Here is a 22296-nt window from a genome sequence, read left to right on the forward strand (position 1 = left end):
TCGGGCTCATCGGCTTCCGGCGGTCACATGTGGACGACCGGAGCGGCTCCCGCGTCCTGCTGCGGCACCCCGCGCCGGTAGAGCAGGAAGGCGATCAGCGTGCCCGCGGCGAAGAGTCCCGCGGACCACCAGAACGCGGTCGTGTAGCTCTCGATGGTCGCCTGCGCCCGGACCAGCTTGCTGGTGGCGTCCCGCCCGGTCAGATAGTGGGTGGCGGCGGTCGAGGCGAGCGTGTTCAGCAGCGCCGTACCGATCGAACCACCCACCTGCTGCATGGCGTTGACGGCCGCGGAGGCCACGCCGGCGTCCTCCGCCGCGACCCCGCCGGTGGCCAGCTGCATGGCCGGCGGCATGACCAGGCCGAGCCCGACTCCGATCACGATCAGCTGGGGCAGCACCGCGCTCGCGTAGTGCGCGCCGAGGCCGATGCCGGTCAGCCAGGCCATGCCGGCCGTGGCGATCGCGAAGCCCAGCGGTATGACGGCCTTGGGACCGATGCGGGGCAGCAGCAGGGTGGTGCCCACCTGGGCGGTCACCATCAGCGCGCCGACCATCGGCAGGAACGCCACACCGGTCTTCGTGGGGCTGAAGCCGAGGTTGAGCTGGAGGTAGTAGGTCAGGAAGAGGAACACGCCGAACATGCCCGCGCCGGTGATGAGCACCGCGATGTAGGAGGCGCCGCGGTCGCGGTCGAGCAGGATGCGCAGCGGCAGCAGCGGGTGCGCGGCGCGGGTCTGCCACCAGGCGAAGGCCGCGAGCAGCAGACCGCCGGCGATCAGGAAGCCCCAGGTCAGCGGCGAACCCCAGTGGTGGGTCTCGGCGTTGGAGAAGCCGTACACCAGGGAGAACAGTCCGCCGGCGACCAGGACGGTGCCGGGCACGTCGAGCTTGGCGTTCGCCGCGTCGCGGTGGTTGCTCAGCAGGAGCCAGCCGCCCACGAAGGCGACGACGGCGATGGCCACGTTCACGTACAGGGTCCAGCGCCAGTCGAGGGCGTCGGTCAGCACGCCGCCGAGCAGCAGACCCACGGCGCCGCCGGCGCCGGCGATCGCGCCGTACACGCTGAAGGCGCGGGCCCGCTCCCTGGGGTTGGTGAAGGTGGTGTTGAGCAGCGAGAGCGCGGCGGGCGCGAGCAGGGCGCCGAAGGCTCCCTGGAGGGCGCGGGCGATCACCAGCATGGTGAAGCCGTTCGCGGCGCCGCCGAGCGCGGAGGCCCCGGCGAAGCCGACGACACCGACGAGGAAGGCGGGCTTGCGGCCGAAGAGGTCGGCTATGCGGCCGCCGAGCAGCAGCAGTGAGGCGAACGCGAGGGCGTAGGCCGTCACGATCCACTGCCGGCTGCCGTCGGAGAAGCCGAGGTCGGTCTGGGCGGACGGCAGGGCGATGTTCACGATCGTGGCGTCGAGCACGACCATCAGCTGGGCGACGGCGACGACCGCGAGGATCCACCAGCGCTTCGCCGGGGCCGTGCCCGGTCCGGCGTCCGCACCGGCCTTGTCGATCCCGACGGCTCCGGCGCGGGAGCCCTCGGCGAGGGTCTTCTGGGACATGAACCACTCCAGGGAAGTCGTTCGGGACGGAACTTCGGGACAGAACAGGGGCACAGCGAGCGTGCCGCCGTGGACGACACGTAAACGAAACGGTTTCGTACAGGGCGAGCCTAGGGCACCCGCTGCGAAACGGCAACGTTTCGCTGGGTGTCGCACGTCACGCGCGCTTGCATTCCTTGACGGGCATATAACTGGCGATGCATATTCGCTGTATGTCCGATGCAGCGCTCTGGTCCGCCCTCGCCGACCCCCAGCGGCGGGCGATCGTGGACCTCCTGCTGGCCGGCCCCCGGCCGGTCGGAGAGATCGCCGAGGCCTGCGGGCTGAGCCAGCCGAGTACGTCCAAGCATCTGAAGGTGCTCCGCGAGGCGGGCCTGGTCCGGGTCCGGCAGGACGCCCAGCGCCGTGTCCACGCCCTGGACCCGGCCCCGATCGCCGCCCTCGACGCCTGGCTGGCGCCCTACCGCAGGCTGTGGAACAGCAGCCTGGACGCCCTGGGCCGGCGCCTCGACGCGACCTCGGACGACACCCCGCACCCTCCACCACCGAAGGACTGAGACACCATGCCCGTCGACCTCACCGGCACCTATCTCACCCTCGACGACGGCCGCCCCGCCGTCCGGTTCACCCGCACCTACGACCACCCGGTGGACCGCGTCTGGCAGTTCGCCACCGATCCCGACGAACTGGAGCAGTGGTTCCCGTTCCGCGCCGAGATGGAGCTGCGTCCCGGCGGCAGCATCCGCTTCACCGACCCGAAGACGCCCGAGTTCACCGGCACGGTGCTCGCCGTCGAACCGCTGCGGCACCTGTCCTTCGAGTGGGGCGGCGACGAACTCCACTTCGACCTGGAGGCCGTCGGGGAGCGGCGCACCCGGTTCACGCTCACCCACGTGCTCGGCGAGACGAACACGGCCGCCCGCAACGGCGCCGGCTGGGAGGTGTGCCTCGCCGCCCTCGACGCCAAGGCACGCGGCGAACGCTTCGAGGGCCCGCATGCCGGGGTGAGCGCGCCCTGGAAGGAGTTCTACGCCGCCTACCTCGACGCGGGCGTGCCGTCCGGGGCGCCGGTGCCGGGGCTGGACTGACGGGGCGGGCCGGCCGCCGCACGGGGGTGCGCGCGAGTTGCCCGGAGCGCGTGGGGGTGGATGAATCGGCTCAGGAGAGCATGGCGGTGGCGAGCCCGGGAGGAGCCGTGAAGCGGTGGCGGCGCGGCCTGCACCGCGCCTGGCGGTGGCTTCGGGTGCGGGCCCTGTTCGAGGACGGCCGTGAGCTGGAACTGCTGCACCGGGCCATGGGGTTCGCCACCCTGGCCCTGGTGACGCTGGCCCCGCTGCTGATCGTGGTCGCCGCCGCCGACCCGCTGGCCCGGGGCGGTTTCGCCGCCTGGCTCACCGACGGCATGGGCCTGTCCGGCGCGTCCGCCCGCGCGCTCACGGACGTCATCAGCCCGTCGCGCAACGTCATCGGCACGACGAGCGCCTTCAGTCTCGTCCTGCTCGGCGTCTTCGGTGTCACCTTCGGCGGCAGCGTGCAGAACGCCTACGAACGGATCTGGGGCCTGGCCTCCGGCCCCTGGCACCGGGTGTGGCGGCAGGCGACCTGGCTCGTGGTGCTCACCGCCTACCTCTACCAGGAAGCCGCCACGAAGACGGCGCTGTCCGGGGGCCAGAGGATCGTGCTGTCCGCGGTGACCGGCGTGCTCTTCTTCTGGTGGGGGCAGCGCTTCCTGCTCGGCGGCCAGGTCCACTGGCGCGCCCTGCTGCCGGGCGCGGTCGCCACCGTCCTCGGCCTCTCCGGCCTGCGCGCCTTCTCCTACCTCGTCTTCACCCCGCTGATCGTCACCAACGCGCTCAGCTACGGCGCGGTCGGCACCGTCCTCGTGGTCGAGTCCTGGCTGATCGGCGTCGGGTTCGTCATCTACGGCGGAGCCCTGCTCGGCCGCTGGTTCTGCGAGCACCACTGGCCGTCCCTGCGCCCCCACCGGGCCGGAAGGGCCCCCCGGGGGCCGGGCGACCGCGACGACATCCCCTAGCTAGGCCATCTGCCTGCGCACCAGCTCGTGCAGCCGCCCGCCGGTGTCGGCGAGGAGTTCGGCCGGGCTGCCCTGCTGGACGACCTTGCCGTCCTCCATCACGATCACCCGGTCGGCGTCCAGGACCGTCGAGAGCCGGTGGGCGATGACGACGCGGGTCGCGTTCAGCTTGCGGGTGCTGTCGATGACGATGCGCTGGGTGTCGTTGTCCAGCGCGCTGGTCGCCTCGTCGAAGAAGAGGATGCGCGGGCGCCGGATCAGGGCCTGGGCGATCATCAGGCGCTGGCGCTGGCCGCCGGAGATCGCACCGCCCGCCGACACGATCGTGTGCAGCCCCATCGGCATCCGCTTGATGTCCTCCGCGAGGCCCGCCATCTCGGCCGCCGCCATCGCCTCCTCCTGCGTGTACGGCTCGGTGCCGCAGATGACGTCCAGGATCGAGCCGGTGAACGGCTGGGCGTGCTGGAGGACCACTCCGCACTGGCGGCGGACGGCGGACTGGTCGAGGGCCGCGAGGTCCTGGCCGTCGTAGAGGACACTGCCGGAGACCGGCCTGTCGAAGCCGATGAGCAGCCTCAGCAGGGTGGACTTGCCGCAGCCGCTCGGGCCCACGACCGCGACGAACTCGCCCGGCCGGATCGCGAAGGACACGTCGTCCAGGACCAGCGGACCGTCGTCGGCGTAGCGGAAGGAGAGGCGCCGGGCCTCCAGCGCGCCGGACAGCCGGCCCGGCCGGGTGCTCGCCGAGCGCACCTCGGGGGTCGCCTCGAAGACCGGCTTGATCTCCTCGAACAGCGGCAGCGCGGCCACCGCCGAGACGAAGGAGCCGGTCAGCTGGGTCACCGAGGTCAGCACCATCGTCACCGAGGTGTTGAAGGTGAGGAAGTCCGCCGCCGACATCGCGCCCTTCGCCGGGCCCGCCAGCAGCATGAACATCAGCAGCGTGACGATCGGCAGGTAGACAGCGCCGAGCACCGACGACAGGTTCTTGATCCGGCCGACCTTCTGCTGGAGCTCCCGGCTGCGCGCGAACTCCCGCGCCCAGGCGGCGTACGCGTAGTTCTCGGCCGCCGCCACCCGCAGCTTGGGCAGCCCGCGCAGGGTCTGGAAGGCCTGGTTGTTCAGCTTGTTGCCGAGCACCACGATCCGCCGCTGCCAGCGCACCTGCCACAGCCCGAGCCCGAGGAAGACGGCCCCGATGACGACGAGCATGCCGAGCGCCGCCATGGCCATCGGCACGCTGTACCAGAACAGCATGCCCAGGTTCATCGCGCCGACCGTCACCGACTGCGCGACCACGGGTCCGACGCCCGCCAGCAGCCGGCGGATCGTGCTGATGCCCATGGCGGCGCTGGCCAGTTCACCGGTGGAGCGCTGGGTGAAGAACCGGGTGGGCAGGCGCAACAGCCGGTCCCACACGGCCGGTTGCAGCGCCGCCTCGATACGGCCCTCCAGGCGCAGGATGGACAGGTTCTCCAGCAGGGTGAAGGCCGCAGCCACCACACCGCTCACCATCACGGCCAGGCACACCTGGACGATCAGGCCCGACTGCGCCGTCGGCACGTACTCGCCGAGCACCTTGCCGGTCGCGACCGGGACCAGCGCGCCGATCGCCACCGTCACCAGTCCGGCGAGGAGCAGCCCGACCAGGTCGGCGCGGGTGCCCTGGAGGCTGAACCGCAGCAGTCCGAAGGGGGTGAGCGCCTTGTCGGGCAGCGGCCGGTAGAACATCACCGCACGCGGCTCGAACTCCTCCGCGTTCGCCTTCTCGACCGGCGTCTCGCGCCCCGTGCCCGGATGCACGGCCACATAGCCGCCGCGGCGCCACAGCAGCGCGACCGGCGCCCCGGACAGAGCCCGGTGCCCGACCAGCGGGCCCACGTTCTCCCGCCACCAGCGCCCGTCCAGCCGAACGGTGCGGGTGCGCACCCGGGACGCGAGGGCCACCCGCTCCACCGGGTCGAGGCGTTCGCTCTCGGTGCCGCTCTGCGCGGGCTCGGCGAGGGTGATCCCGGCCGCCTCGGCGACCAGCTTGCAGGCCGCGTACCCGGCGTCCGCGTCGGCGGCCGTGGTCCGGCGGGCCGAGCGGCGGCCGATGGAGGCGAGCAGCGTCTGGTCGGCCTGGGCGCGGACCTCCTCACCGGCCTTGATGCCGGCGGCGGCCCGCGTCTCGTGGGTGCGCTCCAGCTGCTCGATCCACCGGTCCAGCGCGGTCAGCAGCCGGTACTGCTGGTCCACCATGGACTGCCACAGCGCCGGGTCCATCAGCAGATCGGCGGCGGCCTCCGCGCCGTACAGGGAGCCGTACTGCACGCTGCCCGGCGGCACCTGCATCCAGAACACGTCGTCGTCGGTGGGCGCCTGGGAGCGGTCCTCGGCCATCGGCGCCTGGAACAGGACGGACAGACCGCGGCCGACGCCGAGCGCGACCGCGTACTCCAGCGGGCTGGTGGCCGGCGGGACGTACTGCGGGTTGCCGTACTCGTCGTACGACCAGGTCTGCGTGTTCGCGGGCTGGTACAGCTCGCGCAGGTTGACGCGGTGCAGCACACAGTCGCGCACCGGGCGGGCGACGAGGGTGTGCTGGGGGCCGGCGACCGGGCCGAGCAACAGGGTGCCCGCCTCCAGCCGGCCGAGGTGGTGCCAGTGGCCCTGCTGCGCCGCGTCCACCGCGAACAGGTCCAGCGCGCCGGCCGCGACCAGCCACAGTACCTGCGGGCCCTCCAGGTCCACGCGGTTGAAGCCCGCGCAGTCCACGCGCGCGCCCAGCGAGCCGAGCGCGCCGAGGACGAGGTCGCCGTCGTACCCCTCCTGAACAGTCGTCATCTCACCGCTCCCTGACCAGTGCCGCGTACGCACCGCCGTGCGCCACCAGCTCCTCGTGCCGCCCGCGCTCGACGACCGTGCCGTGCTGGAGCACCACGATCTCGTCGCTGTCGCGGACCGTGCTCAGCCGGTGCGCGATCACCACACAGGCGCAGCCGCGCCGGCGCAGGTTGTCCATCACGACCAGCTCGGTCTCCGCGTCCAGCGCGCTGGTCACCTCGTCCAGCACGAGGATGCTCGGCCGGCGCACCAGCGCCCGCGCGATCTCCAGGCGCTGGCGCTGCCCGCCGGAGAAGTTGTGGCCGTCCTGCTCGACCTTGCTGTGGATGCCGCCAGGGCGGCGCATGACGACGTCGTAGAGCGCCGCGTCCTTCAGCGCCTCCACCACGGCCTCGTCCGGGATGGACGGGTCCCACAGGGCGATGTTGTCGCGGACCGAGCCCTCGAAGAGGAACACGTCCTGGTCGACGAAGGAGACGGAGGAGGCGAGCGCCCCGCGCGGGATGTCGTCCAGCCGGCGGCCGTCGATGCGGATCACGCCGTCCCAGGGGGCGTACAGGCCCGAGATCAGGCGGGAGACCGTCGACTTGCCGCTGCCCGAGCCGCCGACCAGCGCCACCTGCTGCCCGGGGCCCACGGTCAGGTCGAAGCCGCTCAGCAGCGGCTTGTCCAGCGGGCTGTAGCCGAAGGTGATGTTCTCCAGCTCGATGTGCCCGTGCAGCCGGCGCGTGGAGTCGCCGCCGCCACCGGGGCGGGCGTAGAGCGGGTCGGCCTGGAAGTTCTCCACGTCCTTCAGGCGGGCCACGTCGGCCGCGAAGTCCTGGATGCGGCCCGCCACGCCGTTGAGCCGGGTGAGCGGGGCGGTGAAGCGGGTCACCAGCGACTGGAAGGCGACCAGCAGACCGACCGAGATGTGCCCCTCGACGGCCTTCATCCCGCCGATCCACAGGATCAGCGCGCTGTTGAACGTCGCGAGCGCGGGCGCGACCACGCCGAGCCAGGCGCTCGGCACGCCGAGCCGCTGCTGCTCCTCCAGCGTGGTGGCGTGCTGCCCGGCCCACTTGCGGAAGTAGCCGTCCTCGCCGCCGGTCGCCTTCATCGTCTCGATCAGCTGCAGACCGGTGTACGAGGTGTTCGTCAGCCGTGCCGTGTCCGCGCGCAGCTTCGCCGTCCGGGTCGCCCGCAGCCGTACGACGAGGCGCATGGCGACCACGTTGAGGAGGGCCACGCCGATGCCGACGAAGGTCAGCTGCGGGTCGTAGGTGTAGAGCAGCACGGCGTACAGCACGACGACGATCGCGTCCACGCCGGCCGCCGCGAGGTCGCGGGCCAGGGTCTCGGCGACCTGGTCGTTGGACTGCAGGCGCTGCACCAGGTCGGCGGGGGAGCGCTGGGAGAAGAAGGTGACCGGCAGCCGCAGCAGATGGCGCAGGAAGCGGGCGCTGGACAGGGTGGAGGAGATGATCCGGCCGTGCAGCAGGTTGGCCTGCTGGAGCCAGGTCAGCACCAGGGTGAGCAGCACACAGGTGCCCATCGAGGCGAACAGCACGCCCAGCAGGGACGTCCGGCCGCCGATGAGGAACGTGTCGATGTAGGTGCGGCTGAGTGCGGGCACCGTGGCGCCGACCGCGACCAGCAGCAGGCTGGCGAGGACGGCGGCGGGCAGGGTGCCGGCGGTGCCGCGCAGCCGGGCCGGCATCGCGCCGAGCACGCCCGCCTTGCGCCCGCCCTTGCTGAAGCCGTCGCCCGGCTCCAGCACCAGCACCACACCGGTGAAGGAGCCGTCGAACTCCTCCATGGGCACGAACCGGCGGCCCTTGGCGGGGTCGTTGATGTACACCCCGCGGCGGCCGAAGCGCCGGCCCATGCCGTCGTAGACGACGTAGTGGTTGAACTCCCAGAACAGGATGGCCGGCGCCGCGACCTCGGCGAGCGCGGCCAGGTCCATCTGCATGCCCTTGGCGGTCAGGCCGTAACTGCGGGCCGCCTTGAGCAGGTTGGAGGCGCGTGAGCCGTCCCGGGAGACTCCGCAGGCGATGCGCAGCTCCTCCAGCGGGACGTGCCGGCCGTAGTGGGCGAGGACCATGGCCAGCGAGGCGGCGCCGCACTCGACGGCCTCCATCTGGAGGACCGTGGGGGTGCGGACGGTGCCGCCGCGGGGCCTCGGCACCGGCCGCTTGGCGGGGGCGGCCCTTCTGCGGCCGCGGGTGTCCTGGCCGGTTCCTGTCTGAGGGCTCACGGCAGCAGCCAATCGATCGGACGCTGGTCGGCCAGCTTGACCGAGGCGGAGGCGAGGGTCATCGAGTCGAGCCCGAACGGCGGCCCGTCGGAGGTGGACCAGCGATAGCCGCTCTTCGTCGCCGACGTGTCCAGGAGCACCGTGACGGCCACCGGGCGGCCCTTGCGGGTGAACTGCTGGCCGAGCTGGCTGTCGCCGAGGAACGCGGCGATCGACTGGGCGGACTGCGCCTCGCGGTCCACCGACTTCACCCGGCCGCGCAGCACGCCGTACGTCTGGGTCGGCACCGAGGAGACGGTGAGGTCGACCGAGGCGTGCGCGGGGATGGAGGCGCCGTCCTCGGCGGGGACGTACACGGTCGCGTACAGCGGGTCCGAGGCGTGGGCGACCTTCTCCACGGAGGCGACGTTCGTGCCGGTCTGGATGATCTGCCCGATGGTGGCGGCGAGCGCGCTGACGCGGCCCGCGGCGACGGTGCGGACGACCGAGTCGCCCTGCACGGTACGGACCTTGAGCACGGGCGCGTTCGCGGGCAGCTGTTCGCCCTGTTGCGCGAGGACGGCCGTGACCTGGCCGGAGACCGGGCTCTGCAGGAGGTAACTGCCCTGGCCGTGCGTGAGGATGGCGGGCGCGCTCACCGTGGAGGCGACCGAACCGGTCACCGCCCAGACGGAGGCCGCGGCCATGACGACGACGGTGACCCCCAGCGCGAGCCAGCCCTGGGGACGGGCCAGGCGCACCGGAAGGTCCAGCTCTTCCGGCGACTGGAGCTTGGCGAGGGCCTGTTGGCGGAACTGCACGGGACTTCCCTCACCCGAGATGAGACAGCGTTACGACGAAGGGACGGGCACCCGCCGAGGGACCGAGGGAAACGGTCCGGCTCCCGCGGGCGGGCACCCGAGAGCCCCGGAGCCGGGAAACGGCTCCGGGACTTCGGTTGACACTGGGTGCGATCAGAGACCGGCGACCAGGTCGGTGACCGGCTGAACGTTCAGGCCGGTGACGCCCTCGACGGTGCTGATGCCGGTGTTGACCAGGCCGGAAACCGGGGCGATGCCGTTGACGGCGCCCGTCACGGTGTTGAGGGCGTTCACGGACAGACCGCCGGAGACGTTGTCCAGCTCGGCGTCCGAGATCTCGACGGTCTCAACCTGGGGGGTGGAGTTCATGATGGAACTTCCCTTCCTAAAGGATATTTCACAAGGGGGGAGCGGCCCCCTCTGGGGACAGACGGACGGCCGCGACCGCGGGCGGCCGACCCCCGTGGCCCGGAGGCCGCAGCGACCCTGCGGTGCGATGGATCAAAGCACGCACGCCGGGCGGGCTTCCAATCAATCCACGCGCTCACCAGGGCACTTGGCCCGGGAACGGGTTCATCCGTGCAGGTGTGCGCACGGCTTGTCGGCGACTCCTTCACAAGCCGCGCGGCATCGTCGCAATCGCTTGCTGGTCTTCCCCTTGTCTTACCGACGGCGAATCCGGCACTCCGCGCCAAAGCCGTGTCCGGAGACGCGGGGATGTGCAGATCCGTCGCCGTCGGTGACCCGCGTGGGTATTGGATGTGCAGATTCGCTGAAGCCAGGATTCCGTTACGCGCGCGAAACAGACCGTTACTGATCGGTGGCGGAACGTGTCGGATCGGAGTCGGTTGAGAGCCGACGGGGGAGCCGGAGCCGGCCGGGGAGCCGCCGGGCGTCAGTCCAGAATCGCGTACACGGTGCTCGCCCGGGCGGCGAGCGCCCCCGAGTCCGCGTCGGACAGTGTGACGTCCGCGAACGCCATCCGGTGGCCCAGTTTCGTCAGGACCGCTTCGATCAGGACATCCGCGCCGGTCACCGGCCGCTGGAACGACGTGGACTGCTGCACCGTCGTCATCGGCACGAAGGCGCCCCGCACGGCCGACACCGCGATCACCGTCGCCGTGTCGGCGGCCGCCATGAGCGCCTGCCCCGACAGCCCGCCGCCCTCCCGGGCCAGCCGCTGCGACCAGGGCAGACGCAGCACCGCCCGGTCCTCGCCGATACCTTCGACACTCAGCCCGAGATCGCGCACCCAGGGCGCGAAGCGGTCGGCGAGGATCGTGTCGGCTTCGGCGGTGGTCATCGTCATATGGGCGATTGTTCCCAGCCGCCCCCGCCACCACGCACACCGCGGCCGACCCTGGCCGATTCCCCCCACCCCGTACGGCAGTTGCGCCGCCCGTTTGAACACGGCGCGCGCCCGGTGCGTACGTACGGCCATCCAGGCGCCGAATCGAACTGCCCAAGAGCGGCAGACCCCCGTCCCCAGGAGGTCGAGAAGTTGAGTCACAAGCGAATGCCCAAGCGCAAGGCCGCGATAGCGGTGGGCGGTGTCGCGGCGCTCGGAGCGGCGGCTCTCCTGCTGCCCAACGCCATGGCGTCCCAGGACAAGAACGACACGAACGCCGCGGGCACCCTCGGCACCGCGCGGACCCTGAAGGCCTCGGACGCCTCCGGCCTCGCCGCCCAGCTCGAAAAGACCCTCGGCACCGCCTTCGCCGGCTCGTACTACGACAGCGCCAAGCAGCAGCTCGTCGTGAACGTGGTCAACGGCGACAACACCCTGACGGCCCAGGCGAAGAAGGCGGGCGCGATCGTCCGCGAGGTGCAGAACAGCACCAAGGCGCTCAGGACCGCCGCCGGGACGCTCAAGACCAGGGCGACGATCCCCGGCACCTCGTGGGCCGTCGACCCGCGCACCAACAAGATCCTCGTCACCGCGGACTCCAGCGTCACCGGCGCCAAGTGGAACAGGCTGCAGTCGACCGTGCAGAGCCTCGGCTCGAACATGGCGACCCTGAAGAAGTCCGCCGGCACCTTCAAGACCTTCGTCTCGGGCGGCGACGCCATCTTCGCCCAGACCCAGCAGGGCGGCGTCCGCTGCTCCCTCGGCTTCAACGTCACCGCCTCCGACGGCAGCCCCGCCTTCCTGACGGCCGGTCACTGCGGGGTCGCGGCCAAGGACTGGTCCGACTCGCAGACCGGCCAGCCGATCGCCACCGTCGACCAGGCGAAGTTCCCCGGCAACGACTTCTCGCTCGTCAAGTACAACGACAAGACCACCCAGGCGCCCAGCGAGGTCAACGCCGGCAACGGCCAGACCGTGCAGATCACCAAGGCCGCGGACGCCACCGTCGGCGAGACCGTGTTCCGCATGGGTTCCACCACCGGCCTGCACAACGGCCAGGTCACCGGCCTCGACGCCACCGTGAACTTCGCGAGCGAGACCGTCCCGGGCGGCACCGACACCGTCAACGGCCTCATCCAGACCAACGTGTGCGCCGAGGCCGGCGACAGCGGCGGCTCCCTGTTCACCCAGGACGGCAGCGCGGTCGGCCTGACCTCCGGCGGCAGCGGCGACTGCACGAGCGGCGGCGAGACCTTCTTCCAGCCGGTCACCGCCGCCCTCCAGGCCACCGGTGCGACGCTGGGCGCCGGCGGCAACGCGGGCAACGGCGGCGCGGGCGGCCAGTCCGGCTCCGCCGCCCCGTCGGCCTCGGCGAGCGACCCGGCCGGCGCCGGCGGCGCCCAGATCGGCGGCTCCGCCGACCCGTCCGCCTCGGCCACCGACCCGTCCGGCAGCGCCGGCGCCGGTGGCAGCGACCAGTCCGGCGCGGGAACCGGCACCGGCACCGGCGATCAGTCCGGCAGCGGCACCGGCGATCAGTCCGGCACCGGCACCGGCGATCAGTCCGGCAGCGGCACCGCGAGCACCGCGAACAACGGCTCGTCCGTGACCGGTTCGAACTGACCGCGAGCCGGACGGCCCACCCCCGCGCCCCGCCAGGCCCCACCCGCGGTTCCCGGCCGGCGGGGTCACGGTCCGGCCCTCCGGCGGGAGGGCCGGACTCCTCTCGTCGAGGTGAGTCAGAGAACGGGGCAGGCCCGCAGCAGCAGCACCGCCACGTCGTCCGCCCGGCCCCGGGCCGCCGTACTGTGCCGTACGACCTCGTCCGCCAGGTCCTCCAGCGGCCGCTGCCCGCACTCCGACAGCAGCCCGCCGAGGTCGACCAGCGCGTCCTCGATGTCGATGCCGGGGGACTCCACCAGACCGTCGGTGTAGAGGACCAGCACCGAACCCGGTGCGAGGGACACCTCGGTCGTCGGATACACGGCACCCGCGTCGATCCCGAGCAGCGGGCCGCCCGCCAGGTCCAGCACCCGCACCCGGCCGTCCGGCCGCCTGAGCAGCGGCGGCGGATGCCCCGCCCGCGCCATCACGGCCCGCCCGCGCGCCGGATCCAGCCGCAGATACAGACAGCTGGCGAACAGTTCCGCGCCGAGGTCGATCAGCAGCCGGTTGGTGCTGCTCATCACCTCGTGCGGCTCCTGCCCGACCGTGGTGTACGCCCGCACGCCGGTACGGATCTGCCCCATCAGGCCCGCCGCCGTCACGTTGTGCCCCTGGACGTCCCCGATCACCGCCGACGACAGCGGCAGCGTCGGCACCAGATCGTAGAAGTCGCCGCCGATGTCCATGCCGTGCATGGCCGGCAGATAGCGGGCGGCGGCCTCGATGCCGGGCGGCGGCGTCAGCGAGCTGGGCAGCAGGGCCTGCTGGAGGCCGTGCGCCAGCCGGTGCTTGGCGTCGTAGAGCCGGGCCCGCTCCAGCGCCTGCGCGATCAGCCCGCCGAGGGAGGTCAGTACGGCCCGCTCGTCGGCGGGGAAGACATGCGGCTCGGCGTACGCCAGCACGCACGTGCCCACCGGCCGGCCGGACGCGATCAGCGGCAGATACGCCCAGGCCGCGAAGCCGTCCGGGGTCTCGTGCCGCTGCGGATACAACCGCTCCAACTGCTCCCGCGAGTCGAAGAACGCGGGCACCCCGCTGGTCAGGGCATGGGTGCCCGGGGTGCGCTCGGCCAGCGGCAGCCCGTCGAACCGCTCGACGATGTGCGGGTCGTCGTACCCCCGGTGGCCCAGCACATGCAGCCGCCCGCCCTGCGAGCCGAGGATCACCATCGCCTGCCCGCCGACCGCCGGGGTCACCTCGTCCCACACCAGCCGCACCACGTCCTGCACGCCCACCGCCTCGGTCAGCGCGCCCGCGAGGCTCAGCACCTGCGAGATCGTCACCAGCCGGGAGGGCGCCGGACCGGCCCGCGGCGCCTCCTGAGCCATGTCCGCCACCGCCCCGGCCCGGGTGATCCGCACACTCAGCCCGCTGCGGCTGGGATACATCCGGAACGACAGCCACTCGCCCGGCGGACGCAGCGCCACGAACGACGTCACCTGCTGGCTGAGCAGCGCTCCCCGGTAACGGTCCTCGTACATCGGGTCGTTGAGCCAGGGCACCGACGCCCACGGCAGCGTCCCGAGCAGTTCCCCGGCCGTCCGGCCGAGCAGTTCGGTGGCGGCCGCGTTGGCGAACGCGATCCGGCCGTTGAGATCCAGCGACAGCAGCCCGCAGGGCAGCCGGGCCACCATCCGCGCCGCCTCGGCCGAACCCGCCGTGCCCGCCGCGACCGCCGGCACCGGCACCGCCAGCACGTCGGCCTCGGGGCCGAGCGGCCGGTTCTGTGCCGCGGCCCGTTCCAGCCGCAGCGCAAGCCGGTCGCAGGCCGCGGTCAGACCGGCGCGCTCCACGTCCGACAGCTCCGGCGGATGCGCACCCGGCCACGTCACGAACACCGCTCCGTACAGCCGGTTCTCGGTCGCCACCGGCATCGCGGCCAGCGCGAACGGGTACGGCAGCACCAGCGCGATCCGCGGATACCTGCCGGCCATCTCCTCCTCGCCGCCCACCCACACCAGCCGGCGCTCGCGCGCCGCGTCGGCGACCGGGATCCGCGCGCCCAGCCCGACCCGCTCCCACGGCGCCGCGAACGCCCGGGGCATGCCGGCGTGCACCGCCATCTCCAGGACCTGCTGGTCGGGTCGGAGCAGATACACCGCGCCGGAGTGGGCGCGCACCTCCTCCAGCATCGAGGCCAGCGCGAGCGACAGCACCGGCCGGGCGGCCACCGTGTCCTCGGCCGCCGGTGCCGGTACCGGCCCTGAGCCCGGCCCGTCGGACACGCCACCACCTCCTCGTACGGCCGCGCGTCGTGCCCCGGGCACCAGACTCCCTCGCGGGAGCGCGCCGCGCACGGCGAGCGCCCCCGGCCCCGCCCTGCTCGCCCGTGCCACGGAGCCGCTGGCCAACCGGTCCGCCCGGACATGTGCCGCAGACATCGGAAGCGCGGGCGGCGTACGGGCGCTCCGCGTGCGCCCCCGCGCACCCTGATGGCCGATTCTCCGCGCCCGTGAACACGGGACGCGCCCAAGAATGGGCAGGCGCTTTCCGCACCGACCGCACAGCGAGCGGGCGGGCGGGTACGAGGGGGCGGATCGCGACGGTGGGGCCGGGCGATGAGCGCGGGGTACGACGAGCTTGCGAGGGGGCGGGCAGTGATTCGGTTGCTTCTGGTGCACGACGCGTGTCTGGTGCGGGCGGTGCTGGCGGAGTGGCTGGGCCGGGAACCGGGGCTGGACGTGGACGACACACCGTGGCGCGGCGCCGCGGCGAGGATACGGTCGTCGTCGCCGGACGTGTGCGCGGCGGACCTGGACTGCGTCGACGGCCATGGCATACCGCCGCTCGGCGATCTGTCCCCGGCGCGGGCCGGGGCGGGCCGGCCGCCGGCGCTGGTGGTCATGGCCCACGCGAACCGGCCGGGCCTGCTGAAGCGGGCCGCCGAGGCGGGCGCCCTCGGCTTCGTCGACAAGGCGGGCTCACCGGACCGGCTGCTGCGCGCGATCCGCAGCGTCGCCGCGAGGGAACGTTTCGTCGACGCCTCACTGGGCTTCGGCTTCCTCAAGGCGGCCCAGATGCCACTGACCAGACGCGAGCTGAGCGTGCTGTCGCTGGCGGCCGGGGGCGCGTCGATCGCGGAGATCGCCGGAAGCCTGCACCTGTCGCACGGCACGGTCCGCAACTACATGGCGTCGATCACCCGCAAGACGGGCGCGCGGAACCGGATCGACGCCATACGCATATCGCGGGGGGAAGGGTGGCTCTGACCGGCACCGGCTAGCGGGGGAGTGCGGTCGGTGACGGGGGGCGTCCGGTGGTGAGCTGCCGGTACAGGGCCGAGGTGCGCAGCAGGTCGTCGTGGGTGCCGCAGGCGGTGTGCGCGCCGTCCATGACCAGGATCCGCCCGGCCCGGCGGGCCGAGCCGAGCCGGTGGGCGACGACCAGCAGCGTGCCGCCCGGCCGCTCGGCGAAGGCCCGCTCGGCGCGTGCCTCCGCCGCCGGGTCGAGATGGCAGGTCGCCTCGTCGAGCAGGGCGAGAGGGGCGGCGCAGAGATAGGCCCGGGTCAGCGCGATCAGTTGGCGCTCCCCGGCCGACAGCGCCGTCGGCTCGACCCGGGCGTCCGGCCCGCCCAGTGCCCGCAGCAACGGGGTCAGTCCGACGGAGTCGGCCGCGGCCAGCAGCTCGGCCTCCGGTACGGGGCCCGGCCGGAAGAGGGCCAGGTTCTCGGCGAGGGTGCCGCCGTGGACGTAGGCCTCCTGGGGAATGAGGACGGTCGCCCGCGGCGCGGGCACGGGGTGGCCGTGCACGCGGATCGTGCCTCGGTCCGGGGTGAGCTGGCCGGCGATCAGGCTGGTGAGTGTCGACTTGCCGATGCCGCTGGGGCCCACGACGGCCAGGTGGGCGCCGGTGGGCAGGGTGAGGTCGAGGCCGTCGAGGATCGGCTCGCTGGCGGGGCCGTAGGCGAAGGTGAGGGAGGTGAGGGCGAGGGCGGGCGCGGACGGGGGGCTCGTGATGGGCGGGCGGGTGCGGGTCCGTGGTGGCTGGTCACGCCCCGCGGCGGAGCCGCTGACGGACGCGGCTCCGCGCCCCTGGGCCGGTTGCGCCTCCCGGAGTCGAAGGGTGCGCGGTCCTCGGCTCGTCAGGCGGCGCAGCACCACCGTCAGGCGCGAGCCGCTCGTGCCGAGGCCGTGGACCAGGTTCTGGAGTGCGGGGAGCAGGGACTGGGTGACGTAGGCGAGCGCGCCGACCAGGGCGCCCGCGGTCACTCCGTGGCGCAGCAGCCAGGGGGCCGTGACCAGGAGCAGCACCACGGGCAGCTCGCCGCCGACGGCCAGCGCCGCCGTGCGCGCCAGGCTCCAGCGGGCCAGGGCGCGTGCGGTGGCCAGCTCGGCGTCGATCCGTCGCCCCAGGTCCGCCGCGACGCGCTCCTCGGCGCCGCACGCCGTGACGTCCCGCAGTCCGGGGCACAGCGCGCCCAGCTCCCGCGCGAGCGCCTCGTCGGTGGTGAGGAACGCCTCCTGACGGCGGGCCAGCGGCCGCAGGGTCACGACGAACAGGGCCACCCCGGCCAGCAGCGGGGGCAGCACGACGGTCAGCAGCAGAGGGGCCAGCGAGATCAGGCCGATCAGGGCGCCGGCGGCCGTGAACAGGAACGAGCGCGACACCATCACCACGCCCGCGAGCGTGTCCCGGGCCAGTTCCACCTGCTGGGTGAGCCCGGACAGCGCACCCGGGTCCGCCTCCCGCACCCCCCGCCCGACCACGGCGGTCACCAGCCGGTCCCGGGCCGGTTCGACCAGCTCGGCGACCACGCCGTAGACCCGCCCGGTCCCGTACGCCCCGGCGCACACGGCGAGCCCCGCCGCCCCCAGCCACCCCAGCCCGGTCCGTACGCTTCCGGCCAGGAACCCGGAGTCCAGCGCCCGCGCGAGCGCGTAACCGACGACAAAGGTCTGCCCCGCCTCCAGCACGGACCACGCCCCGAGCCGCACCAGGACCCGCCAACGGTCCCGCAGAAACCGGGCCGCCCGCCCGCGCAGCGGCACCGGACGCCCGCCGGCCGCATCCGCTGCCACCCCGCGCCGGTCCTCCTCACCGCGCACCCCGCTCAACTCCCTTCCCCGGCAAGGCACATGAAGCCCTCGGGCCGTTGCGTTCCGATGGCCGTCCGGCCCCATGCGCCTCCCATCAGCCCCGCTCCTCGCACCCCGGCGCGGCCCCGGCGTCGCTCTCCCCCTGCACCCCGAACACCGCCCGGTACGCCGCGTCCCGCCACAGTTCCCGGTGGGTGCCCAGAGCCCGGACGCGGCCGTCGTCCAGCCAGGCGACGCGGTCCGCGTGGGCCGCTGTCGTCGGGCGGTGGGCGATCAGGAGGCGGGTACGGGCCGGGCCGGAGGCCAACAGGCTCTGGGTGATGCGGTGTTCCGTGACCGTGTCGAGGCTGGACAGGGCGTCGTCGAGGATGAGGAGGCGGCTCTCGCGGACGAACGCGCGGGCGAGGCCCAGGCGTTGGGACTCGCCGCCGGAGCGGGGGGCGTCGGCGACGCGCGTCGCGTAACCGTCGGGCAGTCTGCGGACGAAGTCGTCGGCGTGGGCGCGCCGGGCGGCCGACCGGACGGCGGCCGGGCTCCGGTCGGCGAGCCCGAGGGCGAGGGCGTCCTCGATCGTCGTGCCCAGCAGGGCCGGGCGTTCGAAGGCGTAGGCGACCGCGCGGCGCAGCTCGTCGTGGGTGAGGCCGGGGAGGGGGACGCCGTCCAGCAGGACCTCGCCCGCGTCCGGGTCGGTGAGCCGGCCGGCCACCTCGGCGAGCAGGGACTTCCCGGCACCGGAGCGCCCGACGAGCGCCAGGGTCGTACCGCCCGCGACGGTCAGATCCAGTCCGTCGAGGACCGCGCGGCCGCCCCGGACGGCGGTCACCGCGCGCAGCTCCAGCCGGCCGGGTCCGGGGGGCAGACGGCGGGTGCCGTGGTCCGGGCGGGGTACGGCGGTCACCTCGGCGAGCCGGCCGGTCGCCGCGCGGGCCCGGGCGAGCGCGGTCAGCCGGCCGACGAGCGCGCCGACGCCGGTCGCGAGCACCGCGTACCGGGAGGCGGCCAGCAGGTCGCCGACCGACAGCCGGTGCCGGGCCAGCAGCAGCCCGGCCACCGCGAGAACCGCGAGGTTCAGCAGCGGTGCCACGGTGACCGCCTGCGCGGCGGCCCGCCCCTGGACCTGCCACATCCGCCGCCCGGCGCGCGAGAGTTCGGGCAGCGGCGCCAGGATGCGGGCCGTCTCCCGGTCCGCCACGCCCGCCGCCCGGATCGTCCGGGAGCCGCCGATCGCCTCGGCCAGCGCGCCGGCGATCCTGCCCTGCACCTGCTGGTATTCGGCCACGCATTCCGTCGTGTCCCGGGCGAGGGCACGCAGCAGCAGGGCCAGGACCGGCGCTCCGGCGAGGAACACGGCCGCCAGCCACGGGTCGATGACGCCGAGCGCCACCACGCCCCCGGCCGGCCCGGCGAGCGCGGAGAGCAGCACGGCCACCGCACCCGGCGCCGTCCCGGCCTGCGCGGCGTTGCCGACCCCGCGCGCCACCAGGTCCCCGGCGCCGAACCGGGCCGTCGCACGCGGGCCCAGCGCGAGGACGTGCCCGGTGACACGGCGGCGCAGCCAGGCGGTGGCGTGCGCGGTGGCCGTGCCGGTGAGCACGCCCGCGCAGCCGTCCAGCAGGGCGAGCAGCAGGACGACACCGGCACAGCAGGCGACCCAGCGGGCGGCCGGCGCATGGGCGAGGAGCAGGTCCAGGGTGTGGCCGAGGAGGGCCGGCAGCAGCAGGCCGGCGGCCGTGTCGGCCGTACTCACGGCGCACAGCGCGGCACAGCGGGCGCGGCCGTGGCGCAGCACCGCGCGCGACAGGGCGCGGCCGGCCGCCGAAGTGCCGCCGCCGGAGCGGGAGTCGGCAGGCGGCGCACCGGGGTGGCCCCGGACGGCCCCTCCCCGGCGGAAGGGGGCCGTCCGGAGCCGGTGGATCACCCGCTCGGTCAGAGACAGAGCAGAATGCTCGCGGCGGAGACGCAGGAGAGCAGGCTCACGGTGCTCGCGCCGCCGCCGTCGTGCTCGTCGGAGTCGAGGGTCTGAAGGTCGAGCAGTGCCATGGCAGGGTCCTTTCCTTGTCGGGGACGGGGGTTGGATCACGGCTCCGTCCGTGCGGAGCCGCGTGCGGGGGCCGCCGGTGGCGGCGCGAGGAACGGCAGGTGCGCGGTGCGGGGGTCGTCGCAGGCCGCGGCGAGCGCGAGCAGACAGCCCGCCGTACCGGTGGCGAGGTCCATGGACAGACGCATCATCTGGTGCCCGGGGAAGGCGAGTTGGCCCTGGTAGTCCATGGCGAACCAGCCGAGCCCCTCGATCTGCCGCGCCAGCCGCTCCCGGTCGGCGCCGGGCGCCGTGGAGCGGGCGAGGTGCAGGATCATTCCGGCGCGGCCCTGGAACAGTCCGGGCTGGGCGTAGAAGCGTGAGGTGGCGGCGGTGAGGATGCCGGTCCGGGCGCGGGCGAACGCCTCGTTGTCGGTGTGCGTGAGGTAGTCGTCCAGGACCAGGCCGATGCCCGCGCTGCCGTCGCCGAGATAGGGCAGCGTCCGCCGGCCCTCGTCCACCTCCAGGCCGCCGCCCGCCTTCTGGGTCACGCAGCAGTCCAGGTCACGGCGGAGCGCCACGGCCGCCGCGGCCAGATAGCGGTCCTCGCCGGTCTCCTGGTGGCGCCGCAGCAGGAACAGCGCCGGACCGCTCGCGCCGCGCAGCAGCCCGGCGCGCCGGCGTGGGCTGTCCGGCACGGGCTCGGCGAGCCGTCGTACGACGATGTCGGCGGCCTCGGCGGCGTGTTGCCGCAAGGACGGCTCGCCGGTGGTGTCCGCGAGCCGGCCGAGGACCAGGCCGAGTCCGGCGAGCCCGCCGTGCAGGTCGGAGGCGAGATTGCGCCAGTTCTCCCGCAGGATGCCGTCGACCAGGTCCAACGCCCGTTGCCGGTGGCCGAGCAGGTCGAGGACGAGGGCGACGCCGGCGAGGCCGTCGTACAGGCCGAGCGGGGTGCCGGGCGGCGGCGGGGCGGTGTGGTCGAGCAGCCAGCGCTCGCCCTCGTCGTAGCGGCCCGCGCCCGACGCCTCCAGGGCGTACAGGACCCCGGCCGCGCCGTGCGCGAGGCCGAGGCCGCCGCCGTCGGAGAACTGGGCGATGTCACCGGGGAACAGCCGGTCGTCGCGCTCCGGGGTGGCGGAGGCGAGGATCGCCTTCACCATCGAGTCGCGGCTGTACGGCCAGTCGCCCGGCACCACGGGCGGGGCGGTGCGGGCGCGTCGGCCGCCCGCCGTGTCCCGGGTGATCTCCGCGACGGCCTCGTCCAGGAACTCCCGGGGTACGTCCGGGAATTGGTCCGCGATGACGTCCGCGAGATGGGCGGCCTTGCCGCGGTCCACCACGAACAGCGTGGTCACGGGAAGGAACAGGGCGAGCCGCAGACAGGCCAGCGCATAGCGGTCCACGTCCGGGCCGCGGCGGTCCGGCGGGGCGAAGAAGCCGGGATGGGCGACGGTCTGCCGGGCGTTGTCGGCGGCGGGGGCGGCGGCCTCGAAGTCGATGAGATGCACGGTCTGTTCGTCCTCGGCCACCATGATGTTGAAGACGTGCAGGTCGTTGAAGACCAGCCCGCACGCGTGCACCGCCTCGACCGCCCGTTCCACCGCCGCGTGGATCCGCAGCGCCCACGCCGTGTACGCGGCGACCCGCGCCGGGTCGGGGTCGGGGGTGAGCAGCGGATGCCGCTCGGCGAAGAAGGAGTTGAGCGGGCGGCCCGCCAGGAAGTCCATGACCAGGAACCGGTGCTCGCCGAGCAGGAACCAGTCCCGCACCCCGGGCACCACACCGGTCCCGGCGGCCCGCTCCAGCGCCGCCTTCTCCCGCTCCAGCCGGGTCACCGCGTCCGCGCCGTCGGCCGCCAGCCCCGCGTGCGGCCGGGCCTCCTTCAGCACCACCTTGCGCCCGTCGCGGGTGTCGGTGCCGGCGTACACCCCGCCGCCGTTGGAGAAGTGCAGCGCCTTCTCGATGCGGTACGGCAGTTCGCCGACCGTCGTGGTGTTGCGGGCCGCGAGATGCGACCGGAGGAACGCGGGCAGGGTCACCCACTCGGGGACCTGGAAGGACGGCGCCCTGCGGTCCGGCACGAGCCTGCCCTCGCCGTCGGCCACCGCGAGGACCAGCGTGCCGCGCTCGTCGACGACGTACCGGCGGGCGAAGGCGCCGTAGCGGACGTAGAGCGGACCCTCGCCCCAGCGCAGGTCGGTGAGGATGTACGGCCCTTCGAACCCCGCCAGCAGGGCGCCCAGTTCGCGCAGGACCTCGTGCAGCCGCGTCTCGTCGGCCGGGTAGACGGTGACGAACTTGCCGCTGGTGTCGCGGCCCGCGTACTTGGCGTTGCGCAGATGCAGCAGCTGCGGGCCCGGCACGAACTTGAAGGGGATGCGGCGCGGTACGCAGTAGTCCCAGACGATCTCGGCGATCCGCTCCGCGTTCGCGGCGGTCGCCGAGGAGTGGATCTTCCAGCCTTGGGCCGGCGCCGGCAGCGGCGCGCCGTCCGCGCCGAGCGGGGTCAGATTCAGCCAGTCGCCGGAGCGGGACGCGTGCCAGCCGTCCGGAACGGTGCGGCGCGCCGCCGTGAACTGGGCGGTCTGCGCGCCGCCGGCGTCCGGGAGCCGGTCGGGCGTGTCGTAGAAGTGCCCGTCGGCCAGCGCGTACACCTCGTACCGCTTGTCCATGCCCCTCCGCCCTCGTCGTCCCCGGCACCCTCGGCGCCCTGTTCTCGGTCACCGGACCCTCGTCCCCGGTGACCGGAAGAGACACTCGCAGGCGTCGCACGGCCGCG

The 22296-nt window shown here is 73.7% G+C and carries 16 protein-coding genes; 5 read left to right on the forward strand and 11 right to left on the reverse strand.

Annotated elements, in window-relative coordinates; genetic code table 11:
- Positions 1-23: 23 nt before the first annotated feature.
- Positions 24-1550, reverse strand: a complete 1527-nt coding sequence (locus tag ACZ4MF_RS22320) for an MFS transporter (RefSeq protein ID WP_467493679.1) — start codon at positions 1548-1550, stop codon at positions 24-26.
- Between the two features lie 212 nt (positions 1551-1762).
- Here ACZ4MF_RS22320 and ACZ4MF_RS22325 point away from each other — a divergent pair, with 212 nt between their 5' ends.
- The 3 genes from ACZ4MF_RS22325 to ACZ4MF_RS22335 all read left to right on the forward strand — a co-directional run bounded on the left by ACZ4MF_RS22325 (position 1763) and on the right by ACZ4MF_RS22335 (position 3585).
- Positions 1763-2107 carry an ArsR/SmtB family transcription factor gene (locus ACZ4MF_RS22325; RefSeq protein WP_356029495.1) on the forward strand — a complete coding sequence of 115 codons (345 nt, stop codon included), beginning with the start codon at positions 1763-1765 and terminating at the stop codon, positions 2105-2107.
- Positions 2108-2113: 6 nt separating this feature from the next.
- Positions 2114-2638 carry an SRPBCC family protein gene (locus ACZ4MF_RS22330; RefSeq protein ID WP_467493680.1) on the forward strand — a complete coding sequence of 175 codons (525 nt, stop codon included), beginning with the start codon at positions 2114-2116 and terminating at the stop codon, positions 2636-2638.
- An 80-nt stretch (positions 2639-2718) separates the two neighbouring features.
- On the forward strand, positions 2719-3585 hold the full coding sequence (locus ACZ4MF_RS22335) for a ribonuclease BN (RefSeq protein ID WP_467493681.1): 867 nt from the start codon (positions 2719-2721) through the stop codon (positions 3583-3585).
- On the opposite strand, the gene ACZ4MF_RS22340 is transcribed toward ACZ4MF_RS22335, so the two are convergent.
- The 5 genes from ACZ4MF_RS22340 to ACZ4MF_RS22360 all read right to left on the reverse strand — a co-directional run bounded on the left by ACZ4MF_RS22340 (position 3586) and on the right by ACZ4MF_RS22360 (position 10759).
- Positions 3586-6411, reverse strand: a complete 2826-nt coding sequence (locus ACZ4MF_RS22340; RefSeq protein WP_467493682.1) for an NHLP bacteriocin export ABC transporter permease/ATPase subunit — start codon at positions 6409-6411, stop codon at positions 3586-3588.
- Position 6412: 1 nt separating this feature from the next.
- Entirely contained in the window at positions 6413-8650 is a 2238-nt protein-coding gene (locus tag ACZ4MF_RS22345) for an NHLP family bacteriocin export ABC transporter peptidase/permease/ATPase subunit (RefSeq protein ID WP_376292320.1), read from the reverse strand.
- Complete coding sequence (locus ACZ4MF_RS22350) at positions 8647-9450, reverse strand: HlyD family efflux transporter periplasmic adaptor subunit (protein ID WP_356029501.1); 804 nt, start codon at positions 9448-9450, stop codon at positions 8647-8649. Before ACZ4MF_RS22350 ends, ACZ4MF_RS22345 begins: the two co-directional genes overlap by 4 nt.
- 153 nt (positions 9451-9603) lie before the next feature.
- Positions 9604-9819 carry a hypothetical protein gene (locus ACZ4MF_RS22355; RefSeq protein WP_067044133.1) on the reverse strand — a complete coding sequence of 72 codons (216 nt, stop codon included), beginning with the start codon at positions 9817-9819 and terminating at the stop codon, positions 9604-9606.
- 526 nt (positions 9820-10345) lie between these two features.
- Positions 10346-10759, reverse strand: a complete 414-nt coding sequence (locus ACZ4MF_RS22360) for a PaaI family thioesterase (protein WP_467493683.1) — start codon at positions 10757-10759, stop codon at positions 10346-10348.
- 207 nt (positions 10760-10966) lie between these two features.
- Between ACZ4MF_RS22360 and ACZ4MF_RS22365 the strand changes: the two genes are divergently transcribed.
- Positions 10967-12421 carry a S1 family peptidase gene (locus ACZ4MF_RS22365; RefSeq protein WP_467493750.1) on the forward strand — a complete coding sequence of 485 codons (1455 nt, stop codon included), beginning with the start codon at positions 10967-10969 and terminating at the stop codon, positions 12419-12421.
- Between the two features lie 116 nt (positions 12422-12537).
- Here ACZ4MF_RS22365 and ACZ4MF_RS22370 read toward each other — a convergent pair whose 3' ends face one another.
- Positions 12538-14688, reverse strand: coding sequence for a SpoIIE family protein phosphatase (locus ACZ4MF_RS22370; protein ID WP_467493684.1), 2151 nt, complete (start codon positions 14686-14688; stop codon positions 12538-12540).
- A 372-nt stretch (positions 14689-15060) separates the two neighbouring features.
- Between ACZ4MF_RS22370 and ACZ4MF_RS22375 the strand changes: the two genes are divergently transcribed.
- Entirely contained in the window at positions 15061-15672 is a 612-nt protein-coding gene (locus ACZ4MF_RS22375) for a response regulator transcription factor (protein WP_356029506.1), read from the forward strand.
- A gap of 10 nt (positions 15673-15682) precedes the next feature.
- Here the strand turns inward: ACZ4MF_RS22375 and ACZ4MF_RS22380 are convergent, their stop codons facing one another.
- From ACZ4MF_RS22380 to lanKC, 4 genes are all read right to left on the reverse strand, one after another.
- A complete protein-coding gene (locus ACZ4MF_RS22380; protein WP_467493685.1) occupies positions 15683-17482 on the reverse strand; it encodes an ATP-binding cassette domain-containing protein in 1800 nt (599 codons plus the stop codon).
- A 112-nt stretch (positions 17483-17594) separates the two neighbouring features.
- Positions 17595-19415, reverse strand: a complete 1821-nt coding sequence (locus ACZ4MF_RS22385; RefSeq protein WP_467493751.1) for an ABC transporter ATP-binding protein — start codon at positions 19413-19415, stop codon at positions 17595-17597.
- An 11-nt stretch (positions 19416-19426) separates the two neighbouring features.
- A complete protein-coding gene (locus ACZ4MF_RS22390; RefSeq protein ID WP_356029508.1) occupies positions 19427-19540 on the reverse strand; it encodes a SapB/AmfS family lanthipeptide in 114 nt (37 codons plus the stop codon).
- Positions 19541-19576: 36 nt separating this feature from the next.
- On the reverse strand, positions 19577-22189 hold the full coding sequence (lanKC, locus tag ACZ4MF_RS22395; RefSeq protein ID WP_467493686.1) for a class III lanthionine synthetase LanKC: 2613 nt from the start codon (positions 22187-22189) through the stop codon (positions 19577-19579).
- Positions 22190-22296: the final 107 nt, after the last annotated feature.

The sequence above is a fragment of the Streptomyces sp. NPDC025793 genome, assembly GCF_055558375.1.